General features: G+C 68.7%; 20 protein-coding genes and 2 pseudogenes. 14 read left to right on the forward strand and 8 right to left on the reverse strand.

All coding sequences use genetic code 11. The annotated features are described in order from the left end of the window. The first annotated feature begins 69 nt into the window (after nt 1–69). Complete coding sequence (locus tag ABD073_RS09715) at nt 70–609, forward strand: PPA1309 family protein (protein WP_343874099.1); 540 nt, start codon at nt 70–72, stop codon at nt 607–609. Between the two features lie 100 nt (nt 610–709). Then, the gene (locus ABD073_RS09720; RefSeq protein ID WP_343874100.1) at nt 710–3544 is read left to right on the forward strand and encodes a UPF0182 family membrane protein; all 2835 of its coding nucleotides are present in this window, start codon (nt 710–712) and stop codon (nt 3542–3544) included. A gap of 32 nt (nt 3545–3576) precedes the next feature. Here ABD073_RS09720 and ABD073_RS09725 read toward each other — a convergent pair whose 3' ends face one another. The 3 genes from ABD073_RS09725 to ABD073_RS09735 form a co-directional block, all read right to left on the reverse strand. Then, on the reverse strand, nt 3577–4953 hold the full coding sequence (locus tag ABD073_RS09725; RefSeq protein ID WP_343874103.1) for a M16 family metallopeptidase: 1377 nt from the start codon (nt 4951–4953) through the stop codon (nt 3577–3579). Next, a complete protein-coding gene (locus tag ABD073_RS09730) occupies nt 4950–6239 on the reverse strand; it encodes a M16 family metallopeptidase (protein ID WP_343874105.1) in 1290 nt (429 codons plus the stop codon). The genes ABD073_RS09725 and ABD073_RS09730 overlap by 4 nt, the downstream gene beginning before the upstream one ends. 89 nt (nt 6240–6328) lie before the next feature. After that, entirely contained in the window at nt 6329–7249 is a 921-nt protein-coding gene (locus ABD073_RS09735; RefSeq protein WP_343874106.1) for an SDR family oxidoreductase, read from the reverse strand. Between the two features lie 134 nt (nt 7250–7383). On the opposite strand from ABD073_RS09735, the gene ABD073_RS09740 reads away from it, so the two are divergent. Both ABD073_RS09740 and ABD073_RS09745 read left to right on the forward strand, forming a co-directional pair. Next, on the forward strand, nt 7384–9219 hold the full coding sequence (locus ABD073_RS09740; protein ID WP_343874108.1) for a glycoside hydrolase family 15 protein: 1836 nt from the start codon (nt 7384–7386) through the stop codon (nt 9217–9219). A gap of 208 nt (nt 9220–9427) precedes the next feature. Beyond that, entirely contained in the window at nt 9428–10759 is a 1332-nt protein-coding gene (locus ABD073_RS09745) for a cation:dicarboxylate symporter family transporter (protein ID WP_343874111.1), read from the forward strand. A gap of 87 nt (nt 10760–10846) precedes the next feature. On the opposite strand, the gene ABD073_RS09750 is transcribed toward ABD073_RS09745, so the two are convergent. Next, nucleotides 10847–11137, reverse strand: a complete 291-nt coding sequence (locus ABD073_RS09750; protein WP_343874113.1) for a hypothetical protein — start codon at nt 11135–11137, stop codon at nt 10847–10849. Continuing rightward, a complete protein-coding gene (locus ABD073_RS09755) occupies nt 11137–11520 on the reverse strand; it encodes a VOC family protein (RefSeq protein ID WP_343874116.1) in 384 nt (127 codons plus the stop codon). Before ABD073_RS09755 ends, ABD073_RS09750 begins: the two co-directional genes overlap by 1 nt. 154 nt (nt 11521–11674) lie before the next feature. Here ABD073_RS09755 and ABD073_RS09760 point away from each other — a divergent pair, with 154 nt between their 5' ends. Then, a complete protein-coding gene (locus ABD073_RS09760) occupies nt 11675–12532 on the forward strand; it encodes a DinB family protein (protein ID WP_343874119.1) in 858 nt (285 codons plus the stop codon). 10 nt (nt 12533–12542) lie between these two features. Here the strand turns inward: ABD073_RS09760 and ABD073_RS15560 are convergent. The 3 genes and pseudogenes from ABD073_RS15560 to ABD073_RS09770 form a co-directional block, all read right to left on the reverse strand. Beyond that, nucleotides 12543–12791 (reverse strand): annotated as a pseudogene (locus ABD073_RS15560) (helix-turn-helix domain-containing protein); the annotation flags it as partial. Nucleotides 12792–13061: 270 nt separating this feature from the next. Continuing rightward, nucleotides 13062–14126 (reverse strand): LacI family DNA-binding transcriptional regulator, encoded by a 1065-nt coding sequence (locus tag ABD073_RS09765; protein WP_343874121.1) that lies wholly within the window; start codon nt 14124–14126, stop codon nt 13062–13064. Continuing rightward, nucleotides 14123–15376, reverse strand: a complete 1254-nt coding sequence (locus ABD073_RS09770; protein WP_343874122.1) for a galactokinase — start codon at nt 15374–15376, stop codon at nt 14123–14125. Before ABD073_RS09770 ends, ABD073_RS09765 begins: the two co-directional genes overlap by 4 nt. A 336-nt stretch (nt 15377–15712) precedes the next feature. On the opposite strand from ABD073_RS09770, the gene ABD073_RS09775 reads away from it, so the two are divergent. The 9 genes and pseudogenes from ABD073_RS09775 (at nt 15713) to ABD073_RS15565 (ending at nt 26469) form a co-directional block, all read left to right on the forward strand. Continuing rightward, nucleotides 15713–16690, forward strand: coding sequence for a LacI family DNA-binding transcriptional regulator (locus ABD073_RS09775; RefSeq protein ID WP_343874125.1), 978 nt, complete (start codon nt 15713–15715; stop codon nt 16688–16690). Between the two features lie 100 nt (nt 16691–16790). Continuing rightward, nucleotides 16791–18002, forward strand: a complete 1212-nt coding sequence (locus tag ABD073_RS09780; RefSeq protein WP_343874127.1) for an ABC transporter substrate-binding protein — start codon at nt 16791–16793, stop codon at nt 18000–18002. Then, nucleotides 17899–18444, forward strand: a complete 546-nt coding sequence (locus ABD073_RS09785) for a carbohydrate ABC transporter permease (protein ID WP_343874129.1) — start codon at nt 17899–17901, stop codon at nt 18442–18444. The genes ABD073_RS09780 and ABD073_RS09785 overlap by 104 nt, the downstream gene beginning before the upstream one ends. A gap of 93 nt (nt 18445–18537) precedes the next feature. After that, nucleotides 18538–21600, forward strand: coding sequence for a glycoside hydrolase family 2 TIM barrel-domain containing protein (locus ABD073_RS09790; protein ID WP_343874131.1), 3063 nt, complete (start codon nt 18538–18540; stop codon nt 21598–21600). A gap of 30 nt (nt 21601–21630) precedes the next feature. Next, nucleotides 21631–23022, forward strand: coding sequence for an MFS transporter (locus ABD073_RS09795; RefSeq protein WP_343874133.1), 1392 nt, complete (start codon nt 21631–21633; stop codon nt 23020–23022). A 68-nt stretch (nt 23023–23090) separates the two neighbouring features. After that, nucleotides 23091–23825 carry an NAD-dependent epimerase/dehydratase family protein gene (locus ABD073_RS09800; RefSeq protein WP_343874135.1) on the forward strand — a complete coding sequence of 245 codons (735 nt, stop codon included), beginning with the start codon at nt 23091–23093 and terminating at the stop codon, nt 23823–23825. A 423-nt stretch (nt 23826–24248) separates the two neighbouring features. Next, nucleotides 24249–24497 (forward strand): annotated as a pseudogene (locus tag ABD073_RS09805) (NUDIX domain-containing protein); the annotation flags it as partial. Nucleotides 24498–25018: 521 nt separating this feature from the next. Next, nucleotides 25019–26149: a tyrosine-type recombinase/integrase gene (locus ABD073_RS09810; RefSeq protein WP_343874137.1), complete on the forward strand. Its 1131-nt coding sequence runs from the start codon at nt 25019–25021 to the stop codon at nt 26147–26149. 134 nt (nt 26150–26283) lie between these two features. Next, nucleotides 26284–26469, forward strand: coding sequence for a helix-turn-helix domain-containing protein (locus ABD073_RS15565; RefSeq protein WP_386778168.1), 186 nt, complete (start codon nt 26284–26286; stop codon nt 26467–26469). Nucleotides 26470–26778 lie beyond the last annotated feature (309 nt).

Below are 26778 nucleotides of genomic sequence, written 5' to 3' on the forward strand. Positions count from 1 at the left end.
CCACCGAACACCCAGTCACCGAACAGCCAGTCACCGAACAGCCAGCACGACGAGAGCAGGGGAACGACCGTGGACCATGACGGCCAGCCGAGCCAGCCGCAGCCCGACCAGCCCGAGGCGCTGATCGCCGCCCTGGTGGAGATCGAGCACCATGTCGGCGCCTCCGGGTGGGACCAGCCGGCCCGGCTGTTCGCCCTGGTGCGCACCGCCGACCTGCTGGCCGCCGAGCCGCACCTGGCCGACCAGGTGCGCCTGACCAGTGACGACGCGCTCAGCTCCATCGAGCAGGATGACTTCCGTGACGGCGAGGACCTGCTGACCACGCTGCGCGGCATCAGTTGGACCGAGGCGGTCACCGGCTGCGCCATCGCCCTGGAGCGCACCTTCCTGCCCGCCGGTCTCGAGGACCAGATCCCCGCCCATCCCGACGAGGCCACCCGCTTCGTCGCCGAGCACCCGCAGCGTCAGGACGTGCGCGTGGTGGTCGGTGCGCTGCGCGACGGCAGCACCCACGGCCTGGCCCGGCTGGTGAGCCGGCCCGAGGACCTGCTGGCCGGCCACGACCTCGTCCCCGGCCTCTCGCAGGCACTGGCCGGCACCCTGCAGTGACATGAGCTCCTCGATCCCGCGCCCCCCGCGCCCCCCGCGCCCCTCGCGTCCCGGCCGTCGACCGGCTCGGCCGGACACCTCTCAGCGCGCCCTTCCGTGGTTGGGCGGCACGCTGGCCCTGCTCGCCCTGGTGCTGCTGGGCAGCCGGCTGTGGACGGACTGGCTGTGGTTCAAGAACCTGGGCGTGGGCCAGGTCTTCCGCACCCGCCTGGTCACCGGGATCGTGCTCTTCGTCGTCCTCGGGGCCCTGATGGCCGCTGTGGTGGCGCTCAATCTGGCGCTCGCCTACCGGATGCGTCCGCGCACCCGCACCGCCGCCAACTCGGCCCTGGTGGGCCGCACCCGTGACCTGGTCGATGCTCGTCAGCGCACCACCATCGCGGTGGTCTCCACGGGCCTGGGGCTGCTGTCCGGGCTGGCGGCCTTCGCCAACCGCGACACCTTCCTGGCCTGGCGCAATGCCACCGACTTCGGCCAGCAGGATCCGTGGTTCAACCAGGACGTCTCCTTCTACGCCTTCCACCTGCCATGGTGGCGATTCCTGCTGGGGCAGGGGTTCTGGATCCTGGGCACGGCGACGGTGCTGGTGGCGGCCACGCACTTCATGCTGGGCGCCCTGCAGTCCTTCACCATCACCCAGACCCCCCGCGGCCAGGTGGTGACCCGCCACCACAACCCGATGTCGGGTGCCGCGCAGGCGCACATCTCGGTGCTGTGCGGGCTGCTGATGCTGCTGTACGCCCTGCAGAACTGGCTGGACCGCTACAACTACTCGGTCACCGACAACTGGCTGTTCACCGGCGTGGCCTACACCGACCTGCACTCCCGGGTGGTCGCCAAGAACGTGCTGGCGCTGATCGCGCTGCTGTGCGCCGTGCTCTTCTTCGTCAACGCCAGGATCCGCCGCTGGGCGATCCCCACCGCCTCGGTGGTGCTGATGGTGGTCTCCAGCCTGATCCTCTCGGGCATCTACCCGGCGGTCGTGCAGCGCTTCGACGTCGCGCCCAAGGGTCCCAACCGGGAGCGGCAGTACATCGAGGCGAACATCGCCGCCACCCGCGAGGCCTACGACATCGCCGACGTGGAGGTGGCCGAGGACCACGACGTCACCACCACCGTCTCGGCCGGCCAGCTCAAGTCCGATGCCGCCGCCCTGCCCGGCATCCGGCTGATCGACCCCGCCCTGATCGGGCCCACCTTCGAGCAGCTGCAGCAGGTGCGCGGCTACTACTCCTTCCCGTCGGTGCTCGACGTGGACCGCTACACCATTCAGGGCACCCCCACCGATGCGGTGGTGGCCGCCCGCGAGATCAGCGCCGAGGACATCCCGGACAAGTCGTGGACCAACCTGCACACCGTCTACACCCACGGCTACGGCGTGGTGGCCGCCTATGGCAACACCCGCCAGCCCAACGGCGAGCCCTCCTGGATCGCCCGCGACATCCCCACCGTCGGCAAGCTGGACGAGAAGCAGTCGCGCATCTACTTCGGTGAGCGCACCAGCAACTATGCGATCGTCGGCGCCCCGGCCGGGACCGCGCCGGTGGAGCTGGACACCCCCGGCGGTGGCTCCCAGGGGGTCAACGAGACCCGCAACACCTATGACGGCGCCGGCGGCATCGGGATCGGCAACCCGCTGATCCGCACCCTGTTCGCGCTGCGCTTCGGGGATGCGAACATCCTGCTGTCCACCGACCGGGTCAACGAGGCCTCCCGGATCCTCTACGACCGCACCCCGCGCGAGCGCGTGGCGAAGGTGGCCCCTTGGCTGACCATCGACTCCGACATCTACCCGGCGGTGGTGGACGGGCGGATCAAGTGGATCGTCGACGGCTACACCACCACCAGCCGCTACCCGAACTCGCAGACCGTCGACCTGCGCGGCGCCACCGACGACTCGGTGCAGGGCAGCCGGCAGCGCACGCAGCCGGTCAGCTACATCCGCAACTCCGTCAAGGCCGTGGTCGACGCCCAGGACGGCGACGTGACCCTCTACGGCTGGGACGAGTCCGACCCGATCCTCAAGACCTGGCAGAAGGTCTACCCGGGCATCGTGCAGCCGCGCGACACCATCCCGGCCTCGCTGCTGCAGCACATGCGCTACCCGGCCGACCTGTTCAAGGTGCAGCGCCAGGTGCTGGGCCGCTACCACACCACGAATCCCGAGACCTGGTTCCAGCAGTCGGACCTGTGGGAGGTGCCCAACGACCCGGTCAGCAATGACGGTCAGAAGGAGGCCCCCAACTACCTGTCCATCAAGTGGCCCGGCGACAAGCAGCCGGTCTTCAGCCAGACCTCGGTGATGGTGCCGCGGGGACGCGAGAACCTGGGCGCCTTCGTGGCGGTGAATGCCGACGCGGCCAGCTCGGAGTACGGCCGGATGCGGGTGCTGAAGCTCTCCGACGCGCAACAGGTGGCCGGCCCCGGCCAGACCTTCAATGCCATGAACACCGACGAGAACGTGGCGGCAAAGCTACGTCCCTACCTGATGCAGGGCTCGGCCCAGGCCAGGTGGGGCAACCTGCTGACCATCCCACTGGGCGGCGGCCTGCTCTACGTGAGCCCGGTCTACACCCAGCAGTCCACCACCAGCGGCGGCTACATGGTGCTGCGCTTCGTGGTGGTCCGCTTCGGTGAGCACATCGGCATCGGCGCCACCCTGCAGGAGGCGCTGGACAGCGTCTTCAAGGGTGACGCGGGCGCGGACACGGGCGAGACGGGCACCACGACCGGTGGTTCGAAGGCGCCCGCCCCGGCCAAGCAACCCACCACTCCGGCGGAGAAGCAGGCGGCGGCCAAGGCCCTGCTGGCCGAGGCGGACACCGCCTTCGCGGCTGCCGAGGAGGCGCTGCGCAAGGGAGATCTGGCCACCTACCAGAAGCAGCTGGCCGTGGCGAAGTCCAAGGTGCAGGCGGCCGGCAAGCTGCTGGGCTGAGGCGCTGCTGGGCTGAGGCCCCGGAAGACCGCTCAGCCCAGCTCTGCGGCTTCCAGCGGCACCGCCGCGTAGCCGGCCGACTCCAGCGGACCGGCCAGCTGGGCGGCATCACCCACCACCACGACGTGGCTGCGCTCCGGCGCCATCACCTGGCGCCAGGCCTGGGTGGCGGCCGACGGGGTCACCTTGGCCACCCGGGCGAAGTGCAGGTTGACGAAGTCCGGGGTCCACCCGGCCGCGGCCAGGCTGGCGGCCTGGCCGGAGATGGCGCCGGCGGTGTCGTAGCGCAGCGGGGCGATGCCCACCAGGTAGCTGACGGCATCAGCCACCTCGTCGATGACGAAGCCCTCCTCGTCGAGCTCCATGGCCTGCAGGGTGTCGGTGAGCGCCTCGACGGCGCACTCGTTGCGGACGCTGGTGCTCACCGCCCAGGTGCCGCCCAGCCGGGCGGGGGCGACGGAGCAGTGGGCGCCATAGGTGTAGCCGCGCTCCTCGCGCAGCAGGGTGTTGAGCCGACTGCCGAAGGAGCCGCCCATGGCGGTGGCGGCCACCTGCAGCGGCCCGAACTGGGGATTGGACCGGTCCACTCCGAGCCCGGCCACCCGCAGCTCGGCCTGCACCGCGCCGGGGGAGTCCACCAGGTTCACGATGCGCCGGCCCTGCTCGTCGTGGCCGGCCAGCGAGGCCGGGAGCGGCACCAGGTGGCTGGCTCGCGGCTCGACGCCCTGCCAGTCGGCGAAGCAGCGGTCCACCAGCTCGTCGACCTGCTCGCCCAGGTCGCCGGCCAGGACCAGGGTGGCCCCCTCGGGACGCCACCAGCGGGCATGGAAGTCGCGCACGGCGGCGGGATCCACCCGCTCGACGGTGCGGGCCCGCCCGCCCTGCGGCCGGGTCTCGCGGCTGTCGGCCTCGAAGAGCAGGTGGCGCACCGCCAGCGCTGCCAGCGACGGCGGACTGGCCAGCGTCTGCTCGATCTCGGCCAGCCGCAGCGCCACGTGGCGCTCCACGTCGCCGTCGGCCAGGCTCGGGGTGCGCACGATCTCGGCGAACAGCGGCAGCGCCTGCTCCAGCCGGGTGCTCGGGAGGTCGAGGCTGGCGATGGTGGCGCTGGCGCTGGCATGGCCCTCGTAGGCGGCGCCGCAGGACTCCAGCGCCTCCACCAGCTGTTCGCCGGGGTGCGCCGCGGTGCCCTCGTCGCTGCAGCGCAGCGCCAGGGTGGCGACGCCCTCCAGCTCGGCGGGTTCGACGGACAGCGGGATGTCCATCACCAGCTCGCAGCTGACCACGTGCTGGCCGGGCAGCTGGAAGACCCAGACCTGCAGGCCGTTGTCGAGGCTGCGGATCCGGGGTGCGGGGAACTGCCAGCCCTCGGCGGGACGGACCTCGGGGCGCTCGGGGGCGTTGCTCATGCCTGCTCCTGTTCGGGGTTGGCCAGGTAGTGCAGCACGCTGCGCTGCTCGGGGGCGAGCCAGGTGCGGGTGGCGCGGGCCACCTGCTCGGCGGTGACGGCGCGGATCCGGCCCAGGTGCTCGTTGACGAGGCCCGGGTCGCCCTGCAGGGTGGCGAAGGCGCCCAGCTGGTCGGCGCGGTTGTCGACCTGCGCCAGCTCGCCCAGCCATTCGCGCTCGTAGGCGGCATTGGCGCGGTCCAGCTCGGCCTCGGTGGGCCCGTCGGCGGCGAGCCGCTCCAGCTCGGCAAGCACCTGTTCCTCCAGCTCGTCGAGGCCGTGGTCCTCGCGTCCCCGGGCGCTGACCAGGGCCAGGCCGGTGCCCTGCGCCAGGTCGAACTGCGATCCGCCGACTCCCTCGGCGGTCTCGGTCTCGCGCACCATCAGCTTGTGCAGCCGGGAGGCGGGCCCGCCGCCCAGCACGGCGAGCGCCTGCTCAACGGCCAGGTGGTCGGGGTGGGTCAGGTCGGGGGTGCGCCAGCCCAGGTGCAGGGCGGAGCGTGGGACGTCGCGTCGCACCTCCAGGTGGGGCACACCGGTGTGCACCGGCAGCGGCTCGGCCCGGCGGCGCTCCGGGGCGGGCAGGGCGGGCAGGTGTCCGAAGTGCCGCTCGGCCAGGTCGAAGGCCTCGGCGCTGGTCAGCGGGCCGGCCAGGCTGAGCACGGCATTGGAGGCGCGGTACCAGGTGGTGAAGAAGTCGCGCACGTCGGCCAGGCTCGCGGCGTCCAGGTCGTCCATGGAGCCGATGGTGGTGTGGCCGTAGGGGTGGTCGTCGGGAAAGTTCAGCGCCAGCAGCAGGCTGAGCTGGTCGCCGTAGGGCTGGTTGTCGTACCGCTGCCGCTTCTCCTCCTTGACCACCTCGCGCTGGTTGTCCAGGTTCTCCTGGCTGACGTCCAGCGAGGCCAACCGGTCGGCTTCCAGCCAGAGCGCCAGCTCGGCGGCACCGGTCGGCACGGTCTCGAAGTAGTTGGTGCGGTCGAAGGAGGTGGTGGCGTTGACGTGACCGCCGACGGCCTGCAGGGCGGACAGGTGCTCACCGGAGCCGACGCGCGCCGAGCCCTGGAACATCAGGTGCTCGAACAGGTGCGCGAAGCCGCTGCGTCCGCTGATCTCGTCGGCCGAACCGACGTGGTACCAGAGGTTCACGGCCACCGAGGGCGAGGAGGGATCGGGATTGGCCACCACCCGCAGCCCGTTGGGCAGCGTGACCTCGTCGATCTCGTAGTGAAGCGTCAGTGCTTGCGGCATGGGTGCCACTGTAGCCACCGCGGAAGAGGCGATGACGTGCGACGGCCCCCGCGCAGCTCGCGGGGGCCGTCGGCCGGGATCACCGGGGATCACGGGGTGGGCATGCCACCGTTGACGTGCAGCGTCTCGCCGATCACGTAGGACGACTCCGGCGAGGCCAGGAAGACATAGGCCGGGGCCAGCTCGGTGGGCTGGCCGGCCCGTCCCAGGCCGGTGGAGTGGCCGAACTCGGGCAGGTCCTCGGGCTTCTGGCCGCCGGAGGGCTGCAGCGGGGTCCAGATCGGTCCGGGGGCCACCGCGTTGACGCGGATGCCCTTGGGGGCCAGCTGCTCGGCCAGGCCCTTGGTGAAGTTGTTGATCGCGGCCTTGGTGGAGGCGTAGTCGATCAGCGACTCGGAGGGCTGGTAGGCCTGGATCGAGGTGGTGTTGATGATCGTCGAGCCGGCCTCAAGGTGGGGCAGCGCGGCGCGTACCAGGCGGAACATCGCCAGGATGTTCACGTCATAGGTGGCCTCCAGCTGCTCGTCGGTGATCTCCTCGATGCCGCCGGTGGCCACCTGCTTGCCGCCGTTGTTCACGAGGATGTCGAGTCCGCCGAGCGCCTTGACGGCCTGCTCCACCAGCGAGGCGCAGAACTGCTTGTCGCGCAGGTCGCCGGGGATCAGCTCGCAGGTGCGGCCGTCGGCCTCGATGACCTGCTTGACCTTCTCGGCGTCGGCCTGCTCCTGCTCCAGGTAGTTGATGGCCACGTCGGCGCCCTCGCGGGCGAAGGCGATGGCGGTGGCGGCACCGATGCCGGAGTCGCCGCCGGTGATCAGGGCCTTGCGGCCCTCCAGCCGACCCGTGCCGCGGTAGGACTCCTCGCCCAGGTCGGCCTTGGGGGTCATCTCGGCGTCGAGGCCGGTGCCGGGCAGGGCCTCGGCCGGGGGAGTGATGGTGGGGTAGCGCTTGACCGGGTCCTGCAGCGTGAGCTGGTCGGTGGTGGTCTTGTCGGCGTCCTGGGAAGCCATGGGTCTCCTTGTGGTCGCGGTCCGGGCGACGCCTCTTGTCGCCTGCCCTGTCGACGCTAGGCGGGGTCTGACAGGGATCGGGCCATCCGCAGGGGTGGATTCCTGATCGCCCTCAGCGCAACTACGCTCGACGGATGGCGAAGCGATCCCCCGAGACCGACCTGGGCACCAGCCTGCGCGACGAGCAGGGCTATGCACCCCTGCGCAGCTATGCAGCCCTGGGTGACGGGCGCACCGTGGCCCTGGTGGCCCAGGACGGCGACATCGACTGGCTGCCGCTGCCCTCCCTGGATGCGGTGCCGGCCTTCAGCGCCCTGGTGGACGCGGAGCTGGGCGGCCAGCTCTCGCTGCGGCCCGATGCACCCTTCACCACCGAGCGCGAGTACGTGGCCGGCACCAATGTGCTGACCACCACCTTCACCACCGAGGCCGGCGCGGTGCGGGTGACCGATGCGCTGAACTCGGGCGTGGCGGGCCGGCTGCCCTGGGCGGAGCTGGGTCGCCGCGTCGAGGGTCTGCGTGGCCAGGTGACGATGACCGCGATCTTCCGCCCCGGCACGGCGCTGCGTACCGCCTCGCCGTGGCTGCGTGAGACCGTCCACGGCTACGTGCTGCGCCTCGACGGGCTGACGCTGGCGGTGCGGGCCGGCGAGGACACCGAGGTGGAGGTGGAGGGCGAGGAGATCCGGGTGCGCTTCACCAGCCGGCACCGCTCCCACCACGTCGTGGGCCTGGTGGCGACCGAGGACGAGCCCCTCTTCCTCACCGATCCGCAGGCGGTGGACCGCGGCATCGACAGGACCGTGGAGTCCTGGCAGCGCTGGAGCGGTGAGCTGCCCTGCGGGGGACGGTGGGGCGAGGCGGTGGAGCGCAGCACGATGGCGCTCAAACTGCTGATCCACGCACCCACCGGGGCGGTGGCGGCCGCGGCCACCACCTCGCTGCCGGAGTCCGCCACGGCGGAGAAGAACTGGGACTACCGCTTCGCCTGGGTGCGCGACAGCGCCTACGCCCTCAAGGCCCTCTTCCGCTTCGGGCTGCGCGAGGAGACCCATGCCGCGATCAGCTGGATGCTGCGCCGGGTGCGCGAGCACGGGCCGCAGCCACAGATCTTCTACACCCTCGACGGCCAGCTGCCCCCGGCCGAGGAGAAGGCCACCGAGGCACCCGGCTGGCGCGGCCACGGCCCGGTGAAGGACGGCAATGCCGCCGCAGACCAGCTGCAGCTGGGCATCTTCGGGGACCTGTTCACCTTCGTGCGGCTCTACGTCGACAACGGCAACGTGCTCGACACCCCCACCGGGCGCAGCCTGGCCGACATCGCGGACATGGCCTGCGACTGGTGGCGGCGCGCCGACGCGGGCATGTGGGAGCTGCCCGAGCAGCGCCACTACACCACCAGCCGGCTGGGCTGCTGGGAGGCCCTGACCTGCGCGGTGCGGCTCGCAGAGGCGGGCCAGATCCCGGGCGACAGCCGTCGCTGGCAGTGCGAGGCCGACGAGATCCGCGCGTGGGTGGAGCAGAACTGCTGGGACGAGCGGCGCGGCACCTACACCTGGTATCCCGGCTCGCAGGAGCTGGACGCCTCGATCCTGCTGCACGCCATCAGCGGCTTCGACCGCGGGGAGCGGATGTCGCGCACCATCGACGCGCTGCGCGCCGAGCTGGGCCACGGCCCGCACCTGTACCGCTACTCCGGCATGCGAGAGGAGGAGGGGGCCTTCGTGGCCTGCTCCTTCTGGATGGTCTCGGCGCTGCACCAGGTGGGCCGCGGTGAGGAGGCGGCCGAGCTGATGGACGAGCTGGTGACCACCGTCCCGAACGACGTGGGCATCATGGCCGAGATGATCGACCCGGAGACCGGCGACCACGTCGGGAACCTGCCGCAGGCCCTGAGCCACCTGGCACTGGTCAATGCGGCGATCACCCTGGAGGACGACGCGGCCGGGGCCGACGGCGCCACCGACTAGCCACCCGACGCTTTGTCCCGTCGACCCCTACGCCTGGGGTGGGGAGCGGACGGGATCTGGTTCGCGCGAGTTTGGCATGAGCACAGAGGTCCGGCCTCTGTGTGAGAGGGTGCTTCCTGCTGGAACGTCCATGTGACCGGCGCCCGTGCCCGGGTGGCAATGACCGCCGCCCACCTCGCGCACGCAGACGGCGCCAGGAAGGAAGCGCATGACCATCTACAACGACGAACAGATGTATCCCAACAACCCGCACGGCCATGACATCGTCACCGCCCACGAGGAGCCGCCGGCGCCGAAGAAGGACCGGACCCACTGGCTCTACATCTCGGTGATCGCCGCCGTCATCCTGGGCATCGCCTTCGGCATCATTTGGCCTTCCGCCGCGGTGCAGTGGAAGCCGGTGGGTGACGCCTTCATCAAGCTGATCAAGATGATCATCGCCCCGGTGATCTTCTGCACCATCGTGCTGGGCATCGGCTCCATCGCCAAGGCGGCCACCGTCGGCAAGGTGGGCGGCCTGGCGCTCGGCTACTTCATCACCATGTCGACCTTCGCGCTCGCGATCGGCCTTGTGGTCGGCAACCTGGTGCATCCCGGCGACGGCCTCAAGCCGAAGCCCTACAAGCCCTCCTCGGGCGGTGGCGCCGCCCACGGCACGCTCGACTTCCTGATGGAGATCATCCCGCCGTCGATCCCGGTGCTGCCCACCCTGTTCGTGGCGCTCCTGGTCGGCTTCGCGGTGCAGTCGCTGGGCAAGCGCGGCACCCCGGTGCTGGAGGCCGTCGGCCACATCCAGGCCGTGGTCTTCAAGATCCTGGGCTACATCATGTGGGTGGCCCCGCTGGGAGCCTTCGGCGCCATCGCGGCCGTCGTGGGCGCCACGGGCTGGTCCGCGGTCAGCGCCATGCTGAAGCTGATGTTCGCCTTCTACCTGACCTGCGCGCTGTTCATCCTGATCGTGCTGGGCACCCTGCTGAAGGTGGTGACCGGGCTGAACATCCTGAAGCTGCTCAAGTACCTGGCCAAGGAGTACCTGTTGATCTTCTCCACGTCGTCCTCGGAGACGGCGCTGCCGCGACTGATGGCGAAGATGGAGCACGCGGGCGTGGGCAAGTCGGTGGTGGGCATCACGGTGCCGACCGGCTACTCGTTCAACCTGGATGGCACCGCCATCTACCTGACGATGTCGGCGCTGTTCGTCTCCGAGGCGATGCACATGCCGATGAGCCTGCCGCAGCAGATCGGTCTGCTGTTGTTCATGATCATCGCCTCGAAGGGTGCTGCCGGCGTGACCGGAGCAGGCCTGGCCACCTTGGCGGCCGGCCTGCAGGCGCACAAGCCCGCCCTGCTGGAGGGCATGGGCGTGATCGTGGGCATCGACAAGTTCATGTCCGAGGCGCGTGCCCTGACCAACTTCACCGGCAACGCGCTGGCCACCCTGCTGATCGGCAAATGGGTGGGTGAGTTCGATCGCAGCAAGGCCGAGGCCGTGCTCGACGGCCGCGACAAGTTCGACGAGGCCACGCTCAACGCCCACTGAGTCCCATCACGGAGCTGGGCACGCGCGGGGCCGGCGGGGGAGATCCCCGTCGGCCCCGTCGTCATGTCATGGCGCGTCGGTCGGCGCTCAGAAGCCCACCTGGAAGGCCTCGACGACGGTGGCGAGCATGTAGGCCAGCAGGACCACCGCCAGGCCGGAACAGGCGAGCAGCGCCGTCCACGGGGAGCCCTTGGGGTCCGGACCGGGGGAGCGCAGGTGGTTCCAGAAGGCCGCCAGCAGCCCGATCGTGACGGGGATCAGCAGGGTTCGCAGCGGCTTGGGGTTCTGGTTGCCCCAGGTGACCGAGAAGGCCAGGAAGCAGGCGACCTCGAGGGCCACGGTGAGGGCCAGCAGCCGCCGGCCGTGGAGAGTGGCCATCAGTCGCGCCGGATCCCCGCCTCGTCGGCGGAACGGAGCAGGACGCAGAACTCGTTGCCCTCCGGGTCGGCCAGCACGGCCCAACCCTGGTCGGGCTGGCGCAGGTCGTCGACCATGGTGGCGCCGAGCGCGAGCAGGCGCTCGACCTCCTCGTCGCGGCTGCGGTCCACCGGGCGCAGGCACAGGTGCATCCGGTTCTTCACAGTCTTGGGCTCGGGAACGCGCAGGAAGCCCATCCAGCGGCCACCCGGGCCCGTGAGCCCGGCCTCCTCGTCGCCCTGCTCCTCGTCGGGGACGAAGTCGTCCAGGACCTGGGCCCACCAGGCCACCTGGGCCTTGGGGTCGGCGGCATCGAAGCAGAAGTTCGCGGTCCGGCTGGTCATCGGGATCCTCTCGCTGGCGTGACGCCAGTCTGCCGCAGCGGCGAGATGCCGGGAACCCCGTTTCCCGGCCGGCATCAGCTGCCTGCCCTGAGGATCGGTGGGCTCCATGCCTTGCCCTCCACCATGGGTCGGCTGCCTCGGGCACACTCGTGCCATGACGACCGAACCGGCTGCGGCCGACTTCAGCGGGCAGACCCTGCACCAGGCACGTTTCACCGGCACCACCTTGATCCAGGCGAATGCTGCCGATGCGCTGGTCCGCTTCTCCAACCTGCAAGGCCTGACCATTCGTGAGTGCGATGTCGACCGGCTCGAGATCGACAGCCATGATCTGTTCTTCGGCAGCCTGGTGGTCAACGGCGTCGACGTGGTGCCGCTGGTGAAGGCGGAGCTGAACCGGCAGTACCCGGGCCGGGAACTGATGGAGACCAACGATCCCGAGGGCCTCCGGGAGGGCTTCCAGGCTGTGAAGGCCGCTTGGGCCGCGACGGTGGAGCAGACCCCGGCCGAGCTGCGGGAGGCCACGGTGCGCGGTGAGTGGTCGCTGTCGCAGACCCTGCGCCACCTCGTCCTGGTGACCGATGCCTGGCTGCGCTCCGGCATCCAGCAGGAGCCGGAGCCCTTCCAGCCGATCGGTCAGGTCTTCGACGGTGCGCAGGAGATGGGCTTCGACATGACGCGGATGCGCCCGGCCAAGGACTTCGACGAGATCCTGGCCGTCCGCGCCGAGCGCCAGCGCATGGTCGAGGACTTCCTGGACACGGTGACCCAGTCCCAACTCGACCAGGCGGCCCGCAACCCGTGGGATCCGCAGGGGAAGTGGCGTCCCAGCGTCGGTGACTGCATCCGCGTGGTCCTCGAGGAGTGGGCACACCTGCGCTGCATCCGACGCGACCTTGCCGCACAGCATCCTGGGCCAGGCGACTGGTGCGCGGCCGGGGCCTGCGGGCCATCGCGCGCTGTTGTGCCTGGTGCGGGCGGTAGCGGCCCGATGGGCTGCTGCTGGATGTGAGTTCGCGGCTGATGGTCGACGCCGGCCGGCCCATGAGCCTGCCGATCGCGCGCAGGCTGTGGCCGTCACGGTGCAGGTCCGCGATCCGGATTCGTTCGTCCAGGCTGAGGTAACGAGGCGAGGCAGGCGTGGCTGGTTTGAGCAGGATCACGGGGGCATAGTGCAGCACCCACCCGTTGGCTGTGGGGACCGTGGGGCCGTAGCGCCAGCGCTTCGCGGTCTTGCGGTTCACCCCGACCCTGCGGGCCGCCTCCGACATCGTCACGCCCTGCAACAACAACTGTTGAGGCCGTGTACCTATCAGCGGTCGGCTGGCGCCACCAGGCCCGCTGCCTTCACCCCCCGGATGACCACCGACCTCATCGCCGCACACCAGCGAGTCCTGAGGGGTCTGATCTCGCCGGGGCGGGAGACCCCGCAGCACGAGCGAGACCTCGCCGGCAGCCTGCCGCCAAGCCCAGTCTCCCCGGTGGCCTCGACGGCCTGCGGGGTGGTGGTTGTGGCCCCTACTTCCGAAGCTCAGCGCGGTCTACCAATGGCCGTCCGTTGCCGTGGCCATGGTGCTGCCCCGCACGATCAACTGGGCCGGGACGACCACGGACTGGGTTACGGGCACCGCTCCGGGCTCTGGCCGGTTGTCGAGCTGGTCAAGCAGAAGCGAGATGAGTAGCTCTCCAATGGTTGAGAAGTCCTGACGCACGCTTGTCACCGGTGGCCACAGCCACGGGGCGGAGACGTCGTCGAACCCGGCGACCCGGACGTCCTCGGGCACCCGGCGTCCAGCCTCGTGGAGGGCCCGCAGGACTCCCGCAGCCATCTCGTCGTTGGCTGCGAACACCGCGCGCACCTGCTGATCGTCCGCCAACTGTTGTGCAGCCTGGTAGCCGGAGGCGGGGCTCCAGTCACCGTGCAGGACGGGCGGGACTGGACACCCGGCGGCGGTCAGGACACTTCGCCAGGCCGCGACGCGTTGCGTGGACTGCACCGAGTTCTCAGGGCCGGCGACGATGTGGACCGTGGAGGCACCGGTGGCGAGCAGGTGTTCCACCGCCAGCTTGGCCCCGCCCGCCTGGTCCGAGCCGACGCTCGGCAACGACAAGGTGCGGGAATCAGCCACCACCACCGGCAGGTTGGGCGGGAAGCGAAGCTGGTTGACTGCGGCGGTCTCCAGGCCGAGGACGACCAGGCCAGCCGCTCCCTGCCTGGAGCGGGTCATGGCCTGGTTGAGGTCCGCAGCTGAGCCGCTGGGGGCGATCGTCAGCTGCACGTCGTAGCCGTGCTCGCGGGCGGTGGAACAGACCGCCTCGATGATGTTCGCCTCACCTGTGCGGCTGATGTGGTGCGCGACCAGGGCGAGGCTGCTGGACCGGCCAGCTCGCAGCACGCGAGCGGCGGCGTTGGGGGAGTATCCGAGCCGGGCCATGGCTTCGAGGACCCGCTGCCGGGTCTCAGGCAACACGTTGCCGGTGTCGTTGGCCACGCGCGAGACGGTTTGTGTCGAGACCCCAGCCAGGACGGCGACGTCTTTGGCGGTGGGACGATCACTCCACCCGATGCCGCCGCGGCGGCTGGTGCCCTTGCCGGTGTCGTTCACAGGATCCTCCGCCCCGGCTCGCCGGCACTGGCGCGGTGCACCTCGGGCTCGGGCAGGCGGCAGCGCTCGGCCTCTGCGACCACCGAGCGGGCCACCGACGCCACCGCGTCTCGGGGTACCAGGGCGACGACACTGCCGCCGAACCCGCCTCCGGTCATCCGCGCCCCCACGGCGCCAGCCGCGAGCGACGCCTCCACCGCGCAGTCGAGCTCCGCCACGCTGAGCTCGAAGTCGTCGCGTAACGAGACGTGTGACTCCACTATGAGCCGGCCGGCCCGCTCCACGTCAGGACTCCGTACGGCATCCACGAAGCCAGTCACCCGCCAGATCTCGGTGACGACGTGGCGTGCCCGTGGCCGCAGCCGCCCCGGCAGCGCGGCCAGCTCACCGTCAAGGGCGGACCAGTCCGTACGGTCGGCGAACTCCCGAAGGGACTCAACGCCCAATAGCATGGCGGCCGCCTCGCAGTCGGCGCGTCGTTGACCGTACTGCCCGTCGCTCAGGCTGTGGCTGGCTCGCGTGTCGATCACCACGAGTTCCAGACCCAGACGCTCCAGCGGCAGCTCCACCTGACTCGCACTGATGTCACGGCAGTCCAACAGCAACGCGTGCCTAGCCCGAGCGCGCAGCGACGCGGCTTGGTCGAGACCCCCCGTCGGCGCACCCGCCACCTCGTTCTCTGCCCGGACGCACAGGCGGGCCAGGGGCGCCCGGCCCGCATCGTCGTCACCCAACGGCAACGGCTGGTCGGCCACCGCGGACAACCCCAGCGCCGCCGCGCGCTCTATGGCCGCCGGCGAGGACAACCCTGCCCCCACGGGAACACTGGAGGTGATGGCCATGTCGAATCCGGGCACGTCCAATCCCGCCTGCCGCAGCGCCCAGGCGGGCCCCGCCGCGTTGGCGGCCCATCCGTCGACGCGCCCGGGCACAATCTCGTGAGGCACACCCTCCCAGCGCGGGACCTTGGCATCCATGTGCGTCGCCAGGCGAACCCTGCCGTCCTGACGATGCGACACCGCCACGAACGTGCGGTGCGGCAACGCCACGGGCAGGGATAGCCGACCCTTGTAGTCCACGTGGTCACCGATCGGGTGCACCCTACCGGGCGAGGCCCAGACCCCGTGGGACGAGCCCCCGAACCCCTCCGAGAAGAGCGACAGCACCCGCCCCGCCCCGTCCTGGTCGCTCCATGCACCCTGCCCCTGCGCCATGCCCTGCCCCTGCGCCATGCCCTGCCCCTGCGCCATGCCCTGCCTCTCCGTGATGGTCCGCGCCTCGTCGCGCTGAATGCCGCTCGAAACCGTGTGAGTGCATGCATGTTTGCGCTAACACGACTCCTTCGTCAAGTGTTCAGGGCCACGGGAACCGCGATTCTCGGTCCTGTCGCGCCAGTGTGGGGTCGCAAACATCCCACGGGAAAGGGTGTCGGAAGTATGCTGACCCCGTCGCCCCGGAGCAGTGCGGGGCGTCGTGAGAGCAGGGCTGCCGCCCAACAACTGCAGCCATAGCCGCCGGTCAGACATCCAGGAGCGCCAATGCCGATTGCCAGGAAGCCCCGTCGGCCCGGGCCGACGATCTGGACCGTGGCTGCCCACGCGGGCGTGAGCCAGATGACGGTCTCGCGCTACCTGCGAGGCGAACGCATCATGCCCGAGAACCAGGAGAAGGTGGCGCAGGCCATCGCCGAGCTGGGGTACCGCTACAACGACACGGCCAGCGAGCTGGCCTCGCGCCAGCCGAGCCGCATCGGGGCCCTGGTGTTCGACGTGGATGACTGGGCGCCGCAGCGCGTCCTGGCCGGCGCGGCGGAGGCAGCGCGTCAGTCCGGCCATCTGCTGGAGATGATCCGCTGCGACGTGGACGACCGGGAGTCGGTGGACACGGCACTGCAGATGATGAACCGAGCCTCACTGGCGGGGGTGATGGTGCTCTCACCCCCCGACATGGTCCTCGAGCGGATGGACCTATCCTCGCTGCAGACCCCGTGGATGATCGAGGTGGAGCCGGACATCCCCAGTGGGCACCCGATGGCGCTTCGCCACCCCATGTCCCGGGCCGTGCGCCACCTCGCGGGACTTGGGCACGAACGCTTCTTCTACCTGGGTGGGCCGACGCAGTGGCCCTCCGGTCGCAACCGCAGGACCGCCTATCGCGACACGGTGGCCGAGCTGGGCCTGGTGGACTGTGGCGACACTGAAGGGCCCTGGGGTGCGGAGAACGGATACGACGCCATGCGGCACTTCCCGCTGGACGACCATCCCACCGCGATTGTGGCCGCCAGTGACCAGATCGCCCTGGGCGCGATGTCCTGGCTCCGCGAGCGCGGCCTGTCCGTCCCCAACGACGTGAGCATCACCGGCTACGACGGGCTGCGCGACGCGGCCTTTTATGCCACCCCGCTCACCACGATCGCCATCGACTTCGGCGCCATGGGCCGCCGTGCGGTGCAGGCACTGCTGGCCGGCGAGGGGCTGGGCAGCCCGCCCGCCATGGAGCAGTACCCGTTCTCCAGCGAACTGGTCATCCGCGCCTCGACTGCCGCGCCCCACCGCGCCAGGTGACTTCCCAACCACCTCTTGTTACCGGTAACAGCATGGTGTACCGTCACTGCTGTTACCGGTAACAGGCCGCCGGTCATTCCAACGGAGGAAGAAGGTCACCATGACACGCCCACAATCGGAGGCGGAGTACCTCGCCACGTTGCTGTCCGCGCCGGTGAGCGGCATCTGGCGCCCCTCGCTGCTGCTCGGCACCTTGTCTGCGGGTGCGGTCGGCCTCGCCGGGTGCGGCAGCGGTTCCGGCGGGGGGAGTGGTAGTGGTTCGGGTGAGGTCACCTATTACCCGTGGGTGGTGCAGTACCGCAAGAGCGTCTTCACCAAACACGGCTACACGGTCCCGAAGACCTTTGACGAGCTGAAGGCCCTCGCGGCGAAGATGCAGAAGGACGGCCTGGTGCCGTTCGCGATGGCCGACAAGGACGGCTGGGAGGCGATGGGCCTGTTCGACGTCCTGAACATGCGCCAGAACGGCTACCCGTTCCACATCGGGTTGATGTCTAGCAAGCAGGACTGGTCGCAGAAGAAGGTTCAGGACGTCTTCGACGTGTGGCGCGGACTGCTGCCGCTGCGCCAGCCAGACGCGATGGGCCGTACGTGGCAGGAAGCGGCTCGCAGCCTGCAGAAGGGCCAGACCGGCATGTACTACCTGGCCACCTTCATGGCTCAGCAGTTCGCTGCGGGTGCCGAACAGGACGATCTCGATTTCTTCGTGTTCCCCGAGATCGACTCGACGATCGGTTCCGGCGCGATCGAGGCGCCCACCGACGGATACGTGCTGAGCAAGCGGCCGAAGAACGAGAAGGGGGCCAAGACGTTCCTGCCCTACCTGGGCAGTGCCGAGGCCCAGATGACCAACGTGCAGGCCCATCCCTCCGCGATCGCGGTCAGTGAGAAGGCCGAAACGTCGAAGTACCGAGGGCCGCATCGCGACCCACGTTTTCCTGGGCATCATGGCCCTGCTGTGGCTGTTCCCGTTGCTGTACGCGGTGCTCGCCTCGCTGCGCAGCTACCAGTGCACCGCTCAGCACGCCTACCTGAGCTTCGGCGGGTTCACCTTCTCCAACTACATCAAGGCGTGGGAGGTGGGTGCCTTCGGCCACAAGTTCATCAACTCCGCGATCATCACGATCCCGGCGGTCGTCCTCGCCCTGTTCCTGTCTTGCATGGTGGCATTCGTGATCGCCCGGTTCAGCTGGAAGTTCAACACCGTGATGCTGGCGTTGTTCCTGGCCGGCAACCTGCTGCCACCCCAGGCGCTGTTGATCCCGGTGTTCAAGATGTTCCAGAAGATCGAGGTGCCGTTCTGGCTCAGTGAGTCGGGCACCCTGCTCAACACCCACCTGGCCCTGGTCCTGGTGAACGTCGCCTTCCAGATCGGGTTCTGCACCTTCGTGCTGAGCAACTTCATGAAGGCGCTGCCCAAGGAGATCTACGAGTCGGCAATGGTGGACGGCACCAGCCTGTGGGCGCAGTTCTGGCGCCTCACGCTGCCCCTGTGCCGCCCGTCGCTGGCCGCCCTGGCCACGTTGGAGACCACCTGGATCTACAACGAGTTCTTCTGGGCGACGGTGTTGCTGCAGAACGGCGACAAGTTCCCGATCACCAGCTCGCTGACCAACCTGGCCGGCACCTTCTTCTCCGACAACAACCTGGTCTCGGCCGGGTCGATCATCATCGCGTTGCCGACGCTGGTCATCTACTTCGCCCTGCAGAAGCACTTCGTCGCCGGTTTGACGATGGGCGCCACCAAGGGCTGACAGCCCACCAACCCACCCCACCCCACCGTCGTCGACCACCCGTGCCGGGTGGCCGGGTGGCCGACGACACCCCTTTTCCTGGAGGAAACCGTCATGAACGTCCCCAACCACCATCAGGACCTGGCCGTCCTGCATGAGAACACGCTACCGGCCCGGGCCTACTACATGCCCGCCTCGACACCGCTGCGTGACGTGGTCGCCGCCCGTCAGGACTCCGACCGGGTGCAGCTCCTCGACGGGCAGTGGTCCTTCCGTTACTGCACCAGCGTCCGGGACCTCGACGAGGGGTTCGGCAGCGAGGGCTTCGACGCGGCGGGTTACCACACGGTGAGCGTGCCGAGCACCTGGCAGCACACCGGCTACGACGCTCACCAGTACACCAACGTGCGGTACCCGATCCCGCTGGACCCGCCGTTCGTGCCGCAGGACAACCCGTGTGGCGCATACGTCGTCGACTTCGACCACGCCGCCGACCCGGCGGCACCGCGCACCACCTTGGTGTTCGAGGGCGTCGATTCCTGCTTCTACGTGTGGCTGAACGGCCGTTACGTGGGCTACAGCCAGGTCAGCCACGCCACGAGCGAGTTTGACGTGACCGACGCGCTGCGTGAGGGGAGCAACCGGCTGCAGGTGCTGGTGTTCAAGTGGTGCGACGGCACCTATCTGGAGGACCAGGACAAGTTCCGCACCAGCGGCATCTTCCGCGACGTGTACCTGGTGGACCGGCCCGACCAGGTCCTGTTCGACTACTTCACCACCACCGCAGTTGGTCCGGACGGCACCGCGACGGTCCTGGTGCGGGGTGTCTACCGCGACCAGGCCGTCGAGACCGGGCTGCGGCTGCTGGATGCCGCCGGCGCCGAGGTGGCGGCGGCCGCGATGGCGCCCACCACGGAGCGGCACGGCTACACCCACGCGGCGGAGCTCCACGTGGCCGAGGCGCGGTTGTGGAACCCCGAGGACCCGCAGCTGTACACCCTGCTCATCGAGACCCCCGGCGAGGTGATCACCGACGAAGTGGGCATCCGCGAGGTCGCCGTGACTGACGTCGTCCTGACACTCAACGGCGCGCCGGTCACGCTGCGCGGCGTCAACCGTCACGACTCCGACCCGGCCACCGGGCCGGTGGTGGACCTTGACCACATGGTGCGCGACTTGCGGATGATGCGCCAGCACAACGTGAACGCGGTGCGCAGCTCCCACTACCCGAACGACCCGCGCTTCTACCAGTTGTGCGACCGCTACGGCTTCCTGGTGATGTCCGAGGCCGACAACGAGAGCCACGGCACCCAGACGCAGTTCTTGGCCGACGACGCGTGGGACAACGTCGTCGAACACTGGAATGAGCCAATCGCCGACAACCCGGACTGGACCGAGGCCACCGTCGACCGGGTCCAGCTGTGCGTGCAGCGCGAGAAGAACCGCCCCAGCATCATCTCCTGGTCGGCCGGCAACGAGTGCGCCTACGGCTGCACCTTCGAGGCGGCGCTGGAATGGATGAAGGACTTCGACCCCACCCGGCTCAGCCATTACGAGAGCTCCTACTACCGAGACTCCAAGCGGCGCTACGACTACTCCAACATCGACCTGTTCAGCCGCATGTACCCCTCCCAGCAGGAGATGCGCGACTACCTCGACAGCGATCCCGACAAGCCGCTCATCCTGGTGGAGTACTGCCACGCGATGGGCAACGGCCCCGGCGACCTGGAGGACTACTGGAAGGTCATCCTCGACGAGCCGCGGCTGTGCGGCGGGTTCGTGTGGGAGTGGTGTGACCACGCCATCCTCGACGGCCACACCGACGACGGCCGCCCCCGCTACCTGTACGGCGGCGACTCCGGCGAGACCGTCCACGACGGCAACTTCTGCGTCGACGGGTTGGTGTGGCCCGACCGCCGCCCCCACGTCGGGCTGTTGGAGCTGAAGAACGTGCAGCGCCCCGCCCGCGTCGTCTCCTACGACCAGGCCCGCGGTCTGCTCCGGCTGCGCAACGACCTCGACTTCACCCACCTCGACCAGGCCGTGGACATCTCCTGGCAGTTGGTCTGCGACGGAGAGGTCGTCGAGTCCCAACCCCTCGTCCTGGACCAGCCGGTGGCGCCGCACGAGGTGGCCGAGGTCACCTGTCGGCCGCGGCTGCCCGAGGCGGGCCGCTGCCAGCTGCGCCTGGAGTACCGGTTGCGCCAGGGCGACGCGCTCCGCGAGGCCGGACAGGAACTGGGATTCGACGAGGTGGAGCTGGCCACGGCCGACCCGCGCAACCAGCACGCCGCACGGATCGCTGCCCCCGCCGACGGGCCGTCCCCGCAGGTGGTCGACGACGGCGACGACATCGTCGTCTCCGGCGAGACGTTCCGCTACGTGTTCGCGAAGGCCACCGGCCTGCCCACGTCACTGCAGGTGGCCGGCGCCGAGCTGCTGGAGCGGCCTGCCGAGGTGAACGTGTGGCGCGCCCCCACCGACAACGACAGCCGTATCCGCCTCGAGTGGCAGCGGGCGCGCTACGACCAGACCACCACCCGCGCCTACCACTGCGAGGCGAAGGTGGGCGACGGCCAGGCGGTGGTCACCGCGTCCATGGCGCTGGTGGCGCCCACCATCCAGCCCATCCTCCGCATCGAGGCCACCTGGAGCATCGACGGTGCGGGGCGGATCACCTGCCGGATGTGCGTGCGCCGCTCCGACGGGTTCCCCACCCTGCCCCGGCTCGGGCTGCGGCTGTTCCTGCCACAGGCCATGGACCAGGTGGGCTGGGCCGGCCTCGGCCCCCACGAGAACTACCCCGACAAGCGACAGGCCAGCCGCCACGGCCGCTACCAGGCCACGGTGGACGACTTGCAGGTGGGTTACCTGTGCCCGCAGGAGGGCGGCAGCCGCGGCGACTGCGACTGGATGAGCATCACCGGGGGAGGGGCGGGCCTACAGGTCAGCGCCGCCCGACCGTTCTCGTTCAACGCCTCGCCGTACACCCAGGAACAGCTCACCGCAGCCCGGCACGACGTCGAACTGCAGCCCAGCGGCCACACCGTGCTGTGCCTGGACCACGCCATCGCCGGCATCGGCTCCAACAGCTGCGGCCCCGTGTTGCTACCCCAGTACCGGGTGGACGACGACGAGTACCACGTCGACCTCACCCTGCTGCCCGTCACCGACTGACCCCAACCACCCCCACCGAAAGGCACCACCGTGAGCACCACACCCGCTGCGCCAACGGCGCAGAAGACCTACCTCACCTGGGGCAACAAGATCGGCTACGGCTCCGGCGACGTTGCCGGCAACGTCGTCTACGCCTTCCTGTCGGCCTTCCTGATGATCTACCTGACCGACCAGATGGGCCTCAATGCCGGCGTGATCGGCACCCTGATGATGATCGCGCAGCTGTTCAACGGCGTCACCGACCTCGGCTTCGGCGCCCTGCTGGACCGCACCCACACCCGCATGGGCAAGGCCAGGCCCTGGATGCTGTGGCCCTATGTGGGCTGCGCCATCACCCTGGTGGCCTGCTATGCCATCCCCTCGGGGCTGGGTGACACCGCACAGTACGTGTGGTTCTTCATCGCCTACACCCTGCTCAACAGCGTCTTCTTCACCGCCAACAACATCGCCTACTCGGCGCTGACCGCGCTCATCACCAAGAACTCCGCAGAACGCGTCCAGATGGGCTCCATCCGGTTCATGTTCGCCTTCACCACCAGCATGCTCATCCAGACCTTCACCGTGCAGGGGGTCCGCGCGCTGGGTGGCGGCGCCGACGGCTGGCGCTGGATCGCGATCATCTACGCGGTCATCGGGTTGGTGGTGAACACCATCTCGGTGATGTCGGTCAAGGAGCTCCCCCCGGAGGAACTCGACGAGGGTCGCGAGACTGGTGTCGCGGACAAGTACACCTTCAAGGAGGGCGCCCGGATCCTGCTCAGCAACAAGTACTACCTGATCATCCTGGTGATCTTCCTGGTGCAGCAGATCTTCACCGCCACCCTCAACATGGGCATCTACTTCATGACCTACATCCTGGGCGACGCCACCAAGCTGGGCGTGTTCGCGTGGGCCATCAACATTCCGCTCATCATCGGCCTGCTGTTCACCCCCGCGCTGGTGAAGCGTTACGGCGAGATGTTCAAGGTCAATGTGTGGGGCTACGTCATCGCACTGGTGGGCCGGCTCGGCGTGGTGGCCAGCGGCTACCTTGGCAACATCCCCTTGATGATCGCCTGCTCCGCGATCGCGTCGTTCGGCATGAGCCCCCTGCAGGGAACCCTCAACGCGCTGATCGCCGAGGCCTCCGAGTACAGCTTCCTGCGCACCGGCAAGCGCATCGACGGAATGATGTTCTCCTGCACCACCCTCGGCGTGAAGATCGGCGGCGGCGTCGGGACCGCCCTGGCCGGCTGGCTCCTGGCGGCCAGCGGCTACGTCGGCAAGGCCACCACCCAGCCCGACTCGACCATCACCATGCTCTACTTCATGTACCTGTGGATCCCGGCCATCGCCACCGGCATCATCCTGTTCTTCCTCAGCCGGCTCAACGTGGAAAAGGCGAACCACGCACTGCGCGCCGTGCGGCCCGCCACCGCCTGACCCACACCACCACCGGGGCGGGGCACTCGACACCGGGCGCCCCGCCCAAACCACGAAAGGACGGGCCCATGACCTGGTTGGTCACCGGCGGAGTCGGTTACATCGGTGCGCACGTGGTGCGGGCGTTCCTGGCGGAGGGGATCGAGCCCGTCGTGCTGGACGACCTGTCCAGTGGGCACCGCGAGTTCGTGCCCGACGGCGTGACCTTCGTCGAGGGGCAGGTGCAGGACACCCAACTGCTGCGCGAGACGATGCGCGACCTCGACGTCGAGGGCGTGATGCACATCGCCGGCTACAAGTACGCCGGGGTGTCGGTCACCAAGCCACTGCACACCTACTCGCAGAACGTGCAGGGCACCGCCTGTGTGCTGGAGGCCATGAACGACGCCGGGGTCCACAAGATCGTGTTCTCCTCCTCGGCCGCCGTCTACAGCACGCCCGACGTGGACCTGGTGACCGAGGGCTGCGAGCTCCACCCCGAGTCGCCCTACGGCGAGAGCAAGTTGATCGGCGAGTGGCTGATTGCCGCCCAGGCCAAGGCGTTGTCGATGACCGAGGGACGCGAGCTGCAGCCGGTTTACAATCTGGGCTCCGGCGACGGGCTCTCGGTGCGGCAGATCATGGACGCGATGCAGCGCGGCACCGGGCACAGCTTCGAGCCGGTGATCGGCGAGCGTCGTGCGGGCGACCCGGCCCGGATCGTGGCCGACGGTTCGCCCGCGGCGCGTGACATCGACTGGAGGATGCGCCACGACATCGACCAGATGGTGACCTCCGCCTGGCAGGCCCGCACCTCCCACTGACAAGGCCCGGGGCTGCATCCTGTCATCTTGACAGATCCCAACGGTCTCTGCAGGGGGAGCTCAGGCTGCGGTGGCGAGGCTGGTTGCTGGACTGGCTTGGGGGCGGCAGCTGTCGGAGCGGGACAAGATCAAGGGCGGCGACCAAGAAACCGGGTGGGCGCTGATCCTCGGAGGGGCCATCGGCGTCTGGTGGCCCCTCGAGGAGGAGCTGATCGCTGTCGTGGTGGAGCATCAAGCCCGGCGCGACCAAGCCAACACACCAGTTCAGGAGGCACCATGATCTGCATCGCCGTCGTCGCACTGGTTCAAGATGGCCACGTCCTGCTGGTACATCGTCGGCCGGATCGCGAGAACTATCCCGATTGCTGGGCCTTCCCGGAGGCCATCTCGAGGACTGCGAATCGCCTATAGACGGCACGGCGTGAATGCCGAGAGGAACTGGGTGTCGAATTGACCCAGGTCGTCCGCGTTGCGGAGTACGAAGTCATTGGCGGCCGTCACAAGGATGTCTTCGTCGCGACGCAGTGGTCGGGGACACCGAGTAACTGCGCGCCGGACGAGCACGACGATTTGTCGTGGTTCACCATGGAGCAGGCGAAGGTGCTCACGGTGGCGGAGACGGACTGTCTGCCCTTCGCCTTCACCGCCCGCGGCGATGGGGGCAGGGTGTAGCCATGCCGGCAGCCGACGAGGAACTCAGACAGGCCACGGGATTCGCCGGCTTGGCAACGGCTACCAGGCGCTCGGGTATGACGTCGTCCTGAACCGCGGGCACCCTGCGCCAGGCGCGATGGCGGTGTGCTGGAACGGCATGGGCTGGCGATCGTGGCACGGCATCTTGCCGGCGTGTGCACCTTGAATTGGACGCGACCACCTGGTGAAGCAGATCAGCGACCCAGGCGCTCTCATGGCGAACCGGTGACGGGGCGAAAGTGCACGCCGAGTGCACGGACAAAAAAAGAAGTGCCGTTGACTTCGGATGTTTCACCTTGTCAACGGCACTTCTGCTTCGTAGCGGGGACAGGATTTGAACCTCCCTTGAGCCTAGGCACCGAGCGGGGCATTTTGCCTTGTTAGAGCGTTCCCACAAGCGGAGATGCCGTCCTGGAGAGCCTGATGCGTGAGTGCAGAAGTCGGCTCTGGGAGGCTCTCAAGTGCACGGTTAGTGCACGCGGAGTGCACGCGGAGGAAAGATGACAAGTGGTTCCCGACGAGGATTTGGCGGGCTGCGAAAGCTGCCTTCAGGGCGTTGGCAGGCTTACTACACGGGTCCTGACACTGTACGACACCAGGCGCCTGACACCTTCAGGACTAAGGCAGAGGCCGAGGGCTGGCTGGCCGATGAACGAGACGCTTGTACGAGAGCGGATTGGATTCCTCCTCGACTGCGTCTCGAACATGAGCGAAGCTCGCGGCCGCCGACCTTCGAGGAGTATTCGCTCGCCTGGGTAATGAGCCGAGATCTCAAGCCGGCGACGCGAAAGCTCTACGAGATGCTGCTGGACCGGTATCTCATGCCCCATTTCGGGCCGCTCACCCTGGACGTGATCACCCCCATCCGGGTTCGCACCTGGTATGCGTCCCTGGCACCTGGGACACCGACGAGTCGCGCCCACGCATACAGCTTGCTCCGGACGATCATGAATAGCGCCGTGCGCGAGCTTGATGGCCTCACGAGGAATCCCTGCATGATCCCCGGGGCGGGGAGTGTCAAGCGGGTGCATGAGCCTGAGCCCGCGACACTGGAGGAACTCGAAGTCATCGTGCGACACATGCCGGAACGACTCCGCCTCGCGGTGCTCTTGGCTGCGTGGACCGGGCTTCGGCAGGGTGAGATTCTGGAGCTGCGCCGAGGTGACATCGTGCTCTCGCGACAAGTCGTTCGAGTTCGTCGGGCTGTAACCAGAGTCGCCGGCCAGGCCCCCATCGTCGGCCTTCCGAAATCCCAGGCAGGCATCCGCGATGTCACCATTCCGCCTCACGTGATGCCCGCCGTGCACGATCACCTCAAGGACTTCGTGGGCCCAGCGAAGGACGCGCTGTTATTCGTTGGACGGGACTCGGGGGAACAGCTGGCCACCAGCACGCTGTATCGCTGGTACTACCCGGCGAGGACGAAGGCCGGGCGAGATGACCTGCGCTGGCACGACCTTCGCCATACGGGCGCGACGATGGCCGCTGTCGCGGGGGCCACCCTCCCTGAGCTGATGAACCGGATGGGCCATTCCACAGTGGGCGCGGCAATGAGGTACCAGCACGTTGCGCGCAACCGGGATGCAGAGATTGCAGCACGACTCTCCGAGATGGCCCGAGGCCACGGCTGAAAGTCGGAGGGGGAACGCTCGTTTGACTAGGCGTTCCCCCATGCGTCCCCTACGGCATGGCCACGGTCCGATGGAGCGCGTCTTGTGAGGGCATGAGAACCCATGAAGCGAAGACAGCGAAGGCCCCGCGTTCTATGGTCACCATCGCCGACGCGGCGGAACTCCTTGGAGTCAGCGTGTGGACCGTGCGCAGACGGATCGGCAGTGGTGAGTTGACCGCCTACCGCTTGGGGAACCGAATCATTCGCGTGAGGGTTGATGAGGTCGAGGCGCTGATGACACCCGTCGGCGGTGTTCGGCATGCACGCCGCACAGCGTGAAGCCAGGTTTGCTCACGACTTCGTGCGACATTTTTCAAGTCGCTAGCAAAGGCCCGATCCCTGTCTCTACGCACATTACGGGCGTGAAATGGCGCCTGAGACGCCTTTCTGGAGGTGAGGATTGGGAGTCTTGCACTAGCGGTCGGACCATGATGTGTCGCACTATGGGTCCCAACTCGGGGGAGTGATGGATTGCTTGCTGCCCCAGTGTCGGGTCGGTGAGCACCACGACATCCGGCTCTGGGCTGACCCCGTTTCGTAGGTCCAGTCGTTACGAGAGTCGTCCTGTTGCCCGCGGTCGCGGGCAGG

The sequence above is a fragment of the Luteococcus peritonei genome (genome assembly GCF_039526385.1).
In the GTDB taxonomy this organism is placed as follows: Bacteria; Actinomycetota; Actinomycetes; order Propionibacteriales; family Propionibacteriaceae; genus Luteococcus; species Luteococcus peritonei.

Coding starts and splice junctions, on each gene's coding strand:
- ABD073_RS09725 (WP_343874103.1), bottom strand. CDS start 4,953: ATGAGCAACGCCCCCGAGCGCCCCGAGGTCCGTCCCGCCGAGGGCTGG.
- ABD073_RS09730 (WP_343874105.1), bottom strand. CDS start 6,239: ATGCCGCAAGCACTGACGCTTCACTACGAGATCGACGAGGTCACGCTG.
- ABD073_RS09735 (WP_343874106.1), bottom strand. CDS start 7,249: ATGGCTTCCCAGGACGCCGACAAGACCACCACCGACCAGCTCACGCTG.
- ABD073_RS09740 (WP_343874108.1), top strand. CDS start 7,384: ATGGCGAAGCGATCCCCCGAGACCGACCTGGGCACCAGCCTGCGCGAC.
- ABD073_RS09745 (WP_343874111.1), top strand. CDS start 9,428: ATGACCATCTACAACGACGAACAGATGTATCCCAACAACCCGCACGGC.
- ABD073_RS09750 (WP_343874113.1), bottom strand. CDS start 11,137: ATGGCCACTCTCCACGGCCGGCGGCTGCTGGCCCTCACCGTGGCCCTC.
- ABD073_RS09755 (WP_343874116.1), bottom strand. CDS start 11,520: ATGACCAGCCGGACCGCGAACTTCTGCTTCGATGCCGCCGACCCCAAG.
- ABD073_RS09760 (WP_343874119.1), top strand. CDS start 11,675: ATGACGACCGAACCGGCTGCGGCCGACTTCAGCGGGCAGACCCTGCAC.
- ABD073_RS09770 (WP_343874122.1), bottom strand. CDS start 15,376: ATGGCGCAGGGGCAGGGCATGGCGCAGGGGCAGGGCATGGCGCAGGGG.
- ABD073_RS09780 (WP_343874127.1), top strand. CDS start 16,791: ATGACACGCCCACAATCGGAGGCGGAGTACCTCGCCACGTTGCTGTCC.
- ABD073_RS09785 (WP_343874129.1), top strand. CDS start 17,899: ATGCTGGCGTTGTTCCTGGCCGGCAACCTGCTGCCACCCCAGGCGCTG.
- ABD073_RS09790 (WP_343874131.1), top strand. CDS start 18,538: ATGAACGTCCCCAACCACCATCAGGACCTGGCCGTCCTGCATGAGAAC.
- ABD073_RS09800 (WP_343874135.1), top strand. CDS start 23,091: ATGACCTGGTTGGTCACCGGCGGAGTCGGTTACATCGGTGCGCACGTG.
- ABD073_RS09810 (WP_343874137.1), top strand. CDS start 25,019: ATGACAAGTGGTTCCCGACGAGGATTTGGCGGGCTGCGAAAGCTGCCT.
- ABD073_RS15565 (WP_386778168.1), top strand. CDS start 26,284: ATGGTCACCATCGCCGACGCGGCGGAACTCCTTGGAGTCAGCGTGTGG.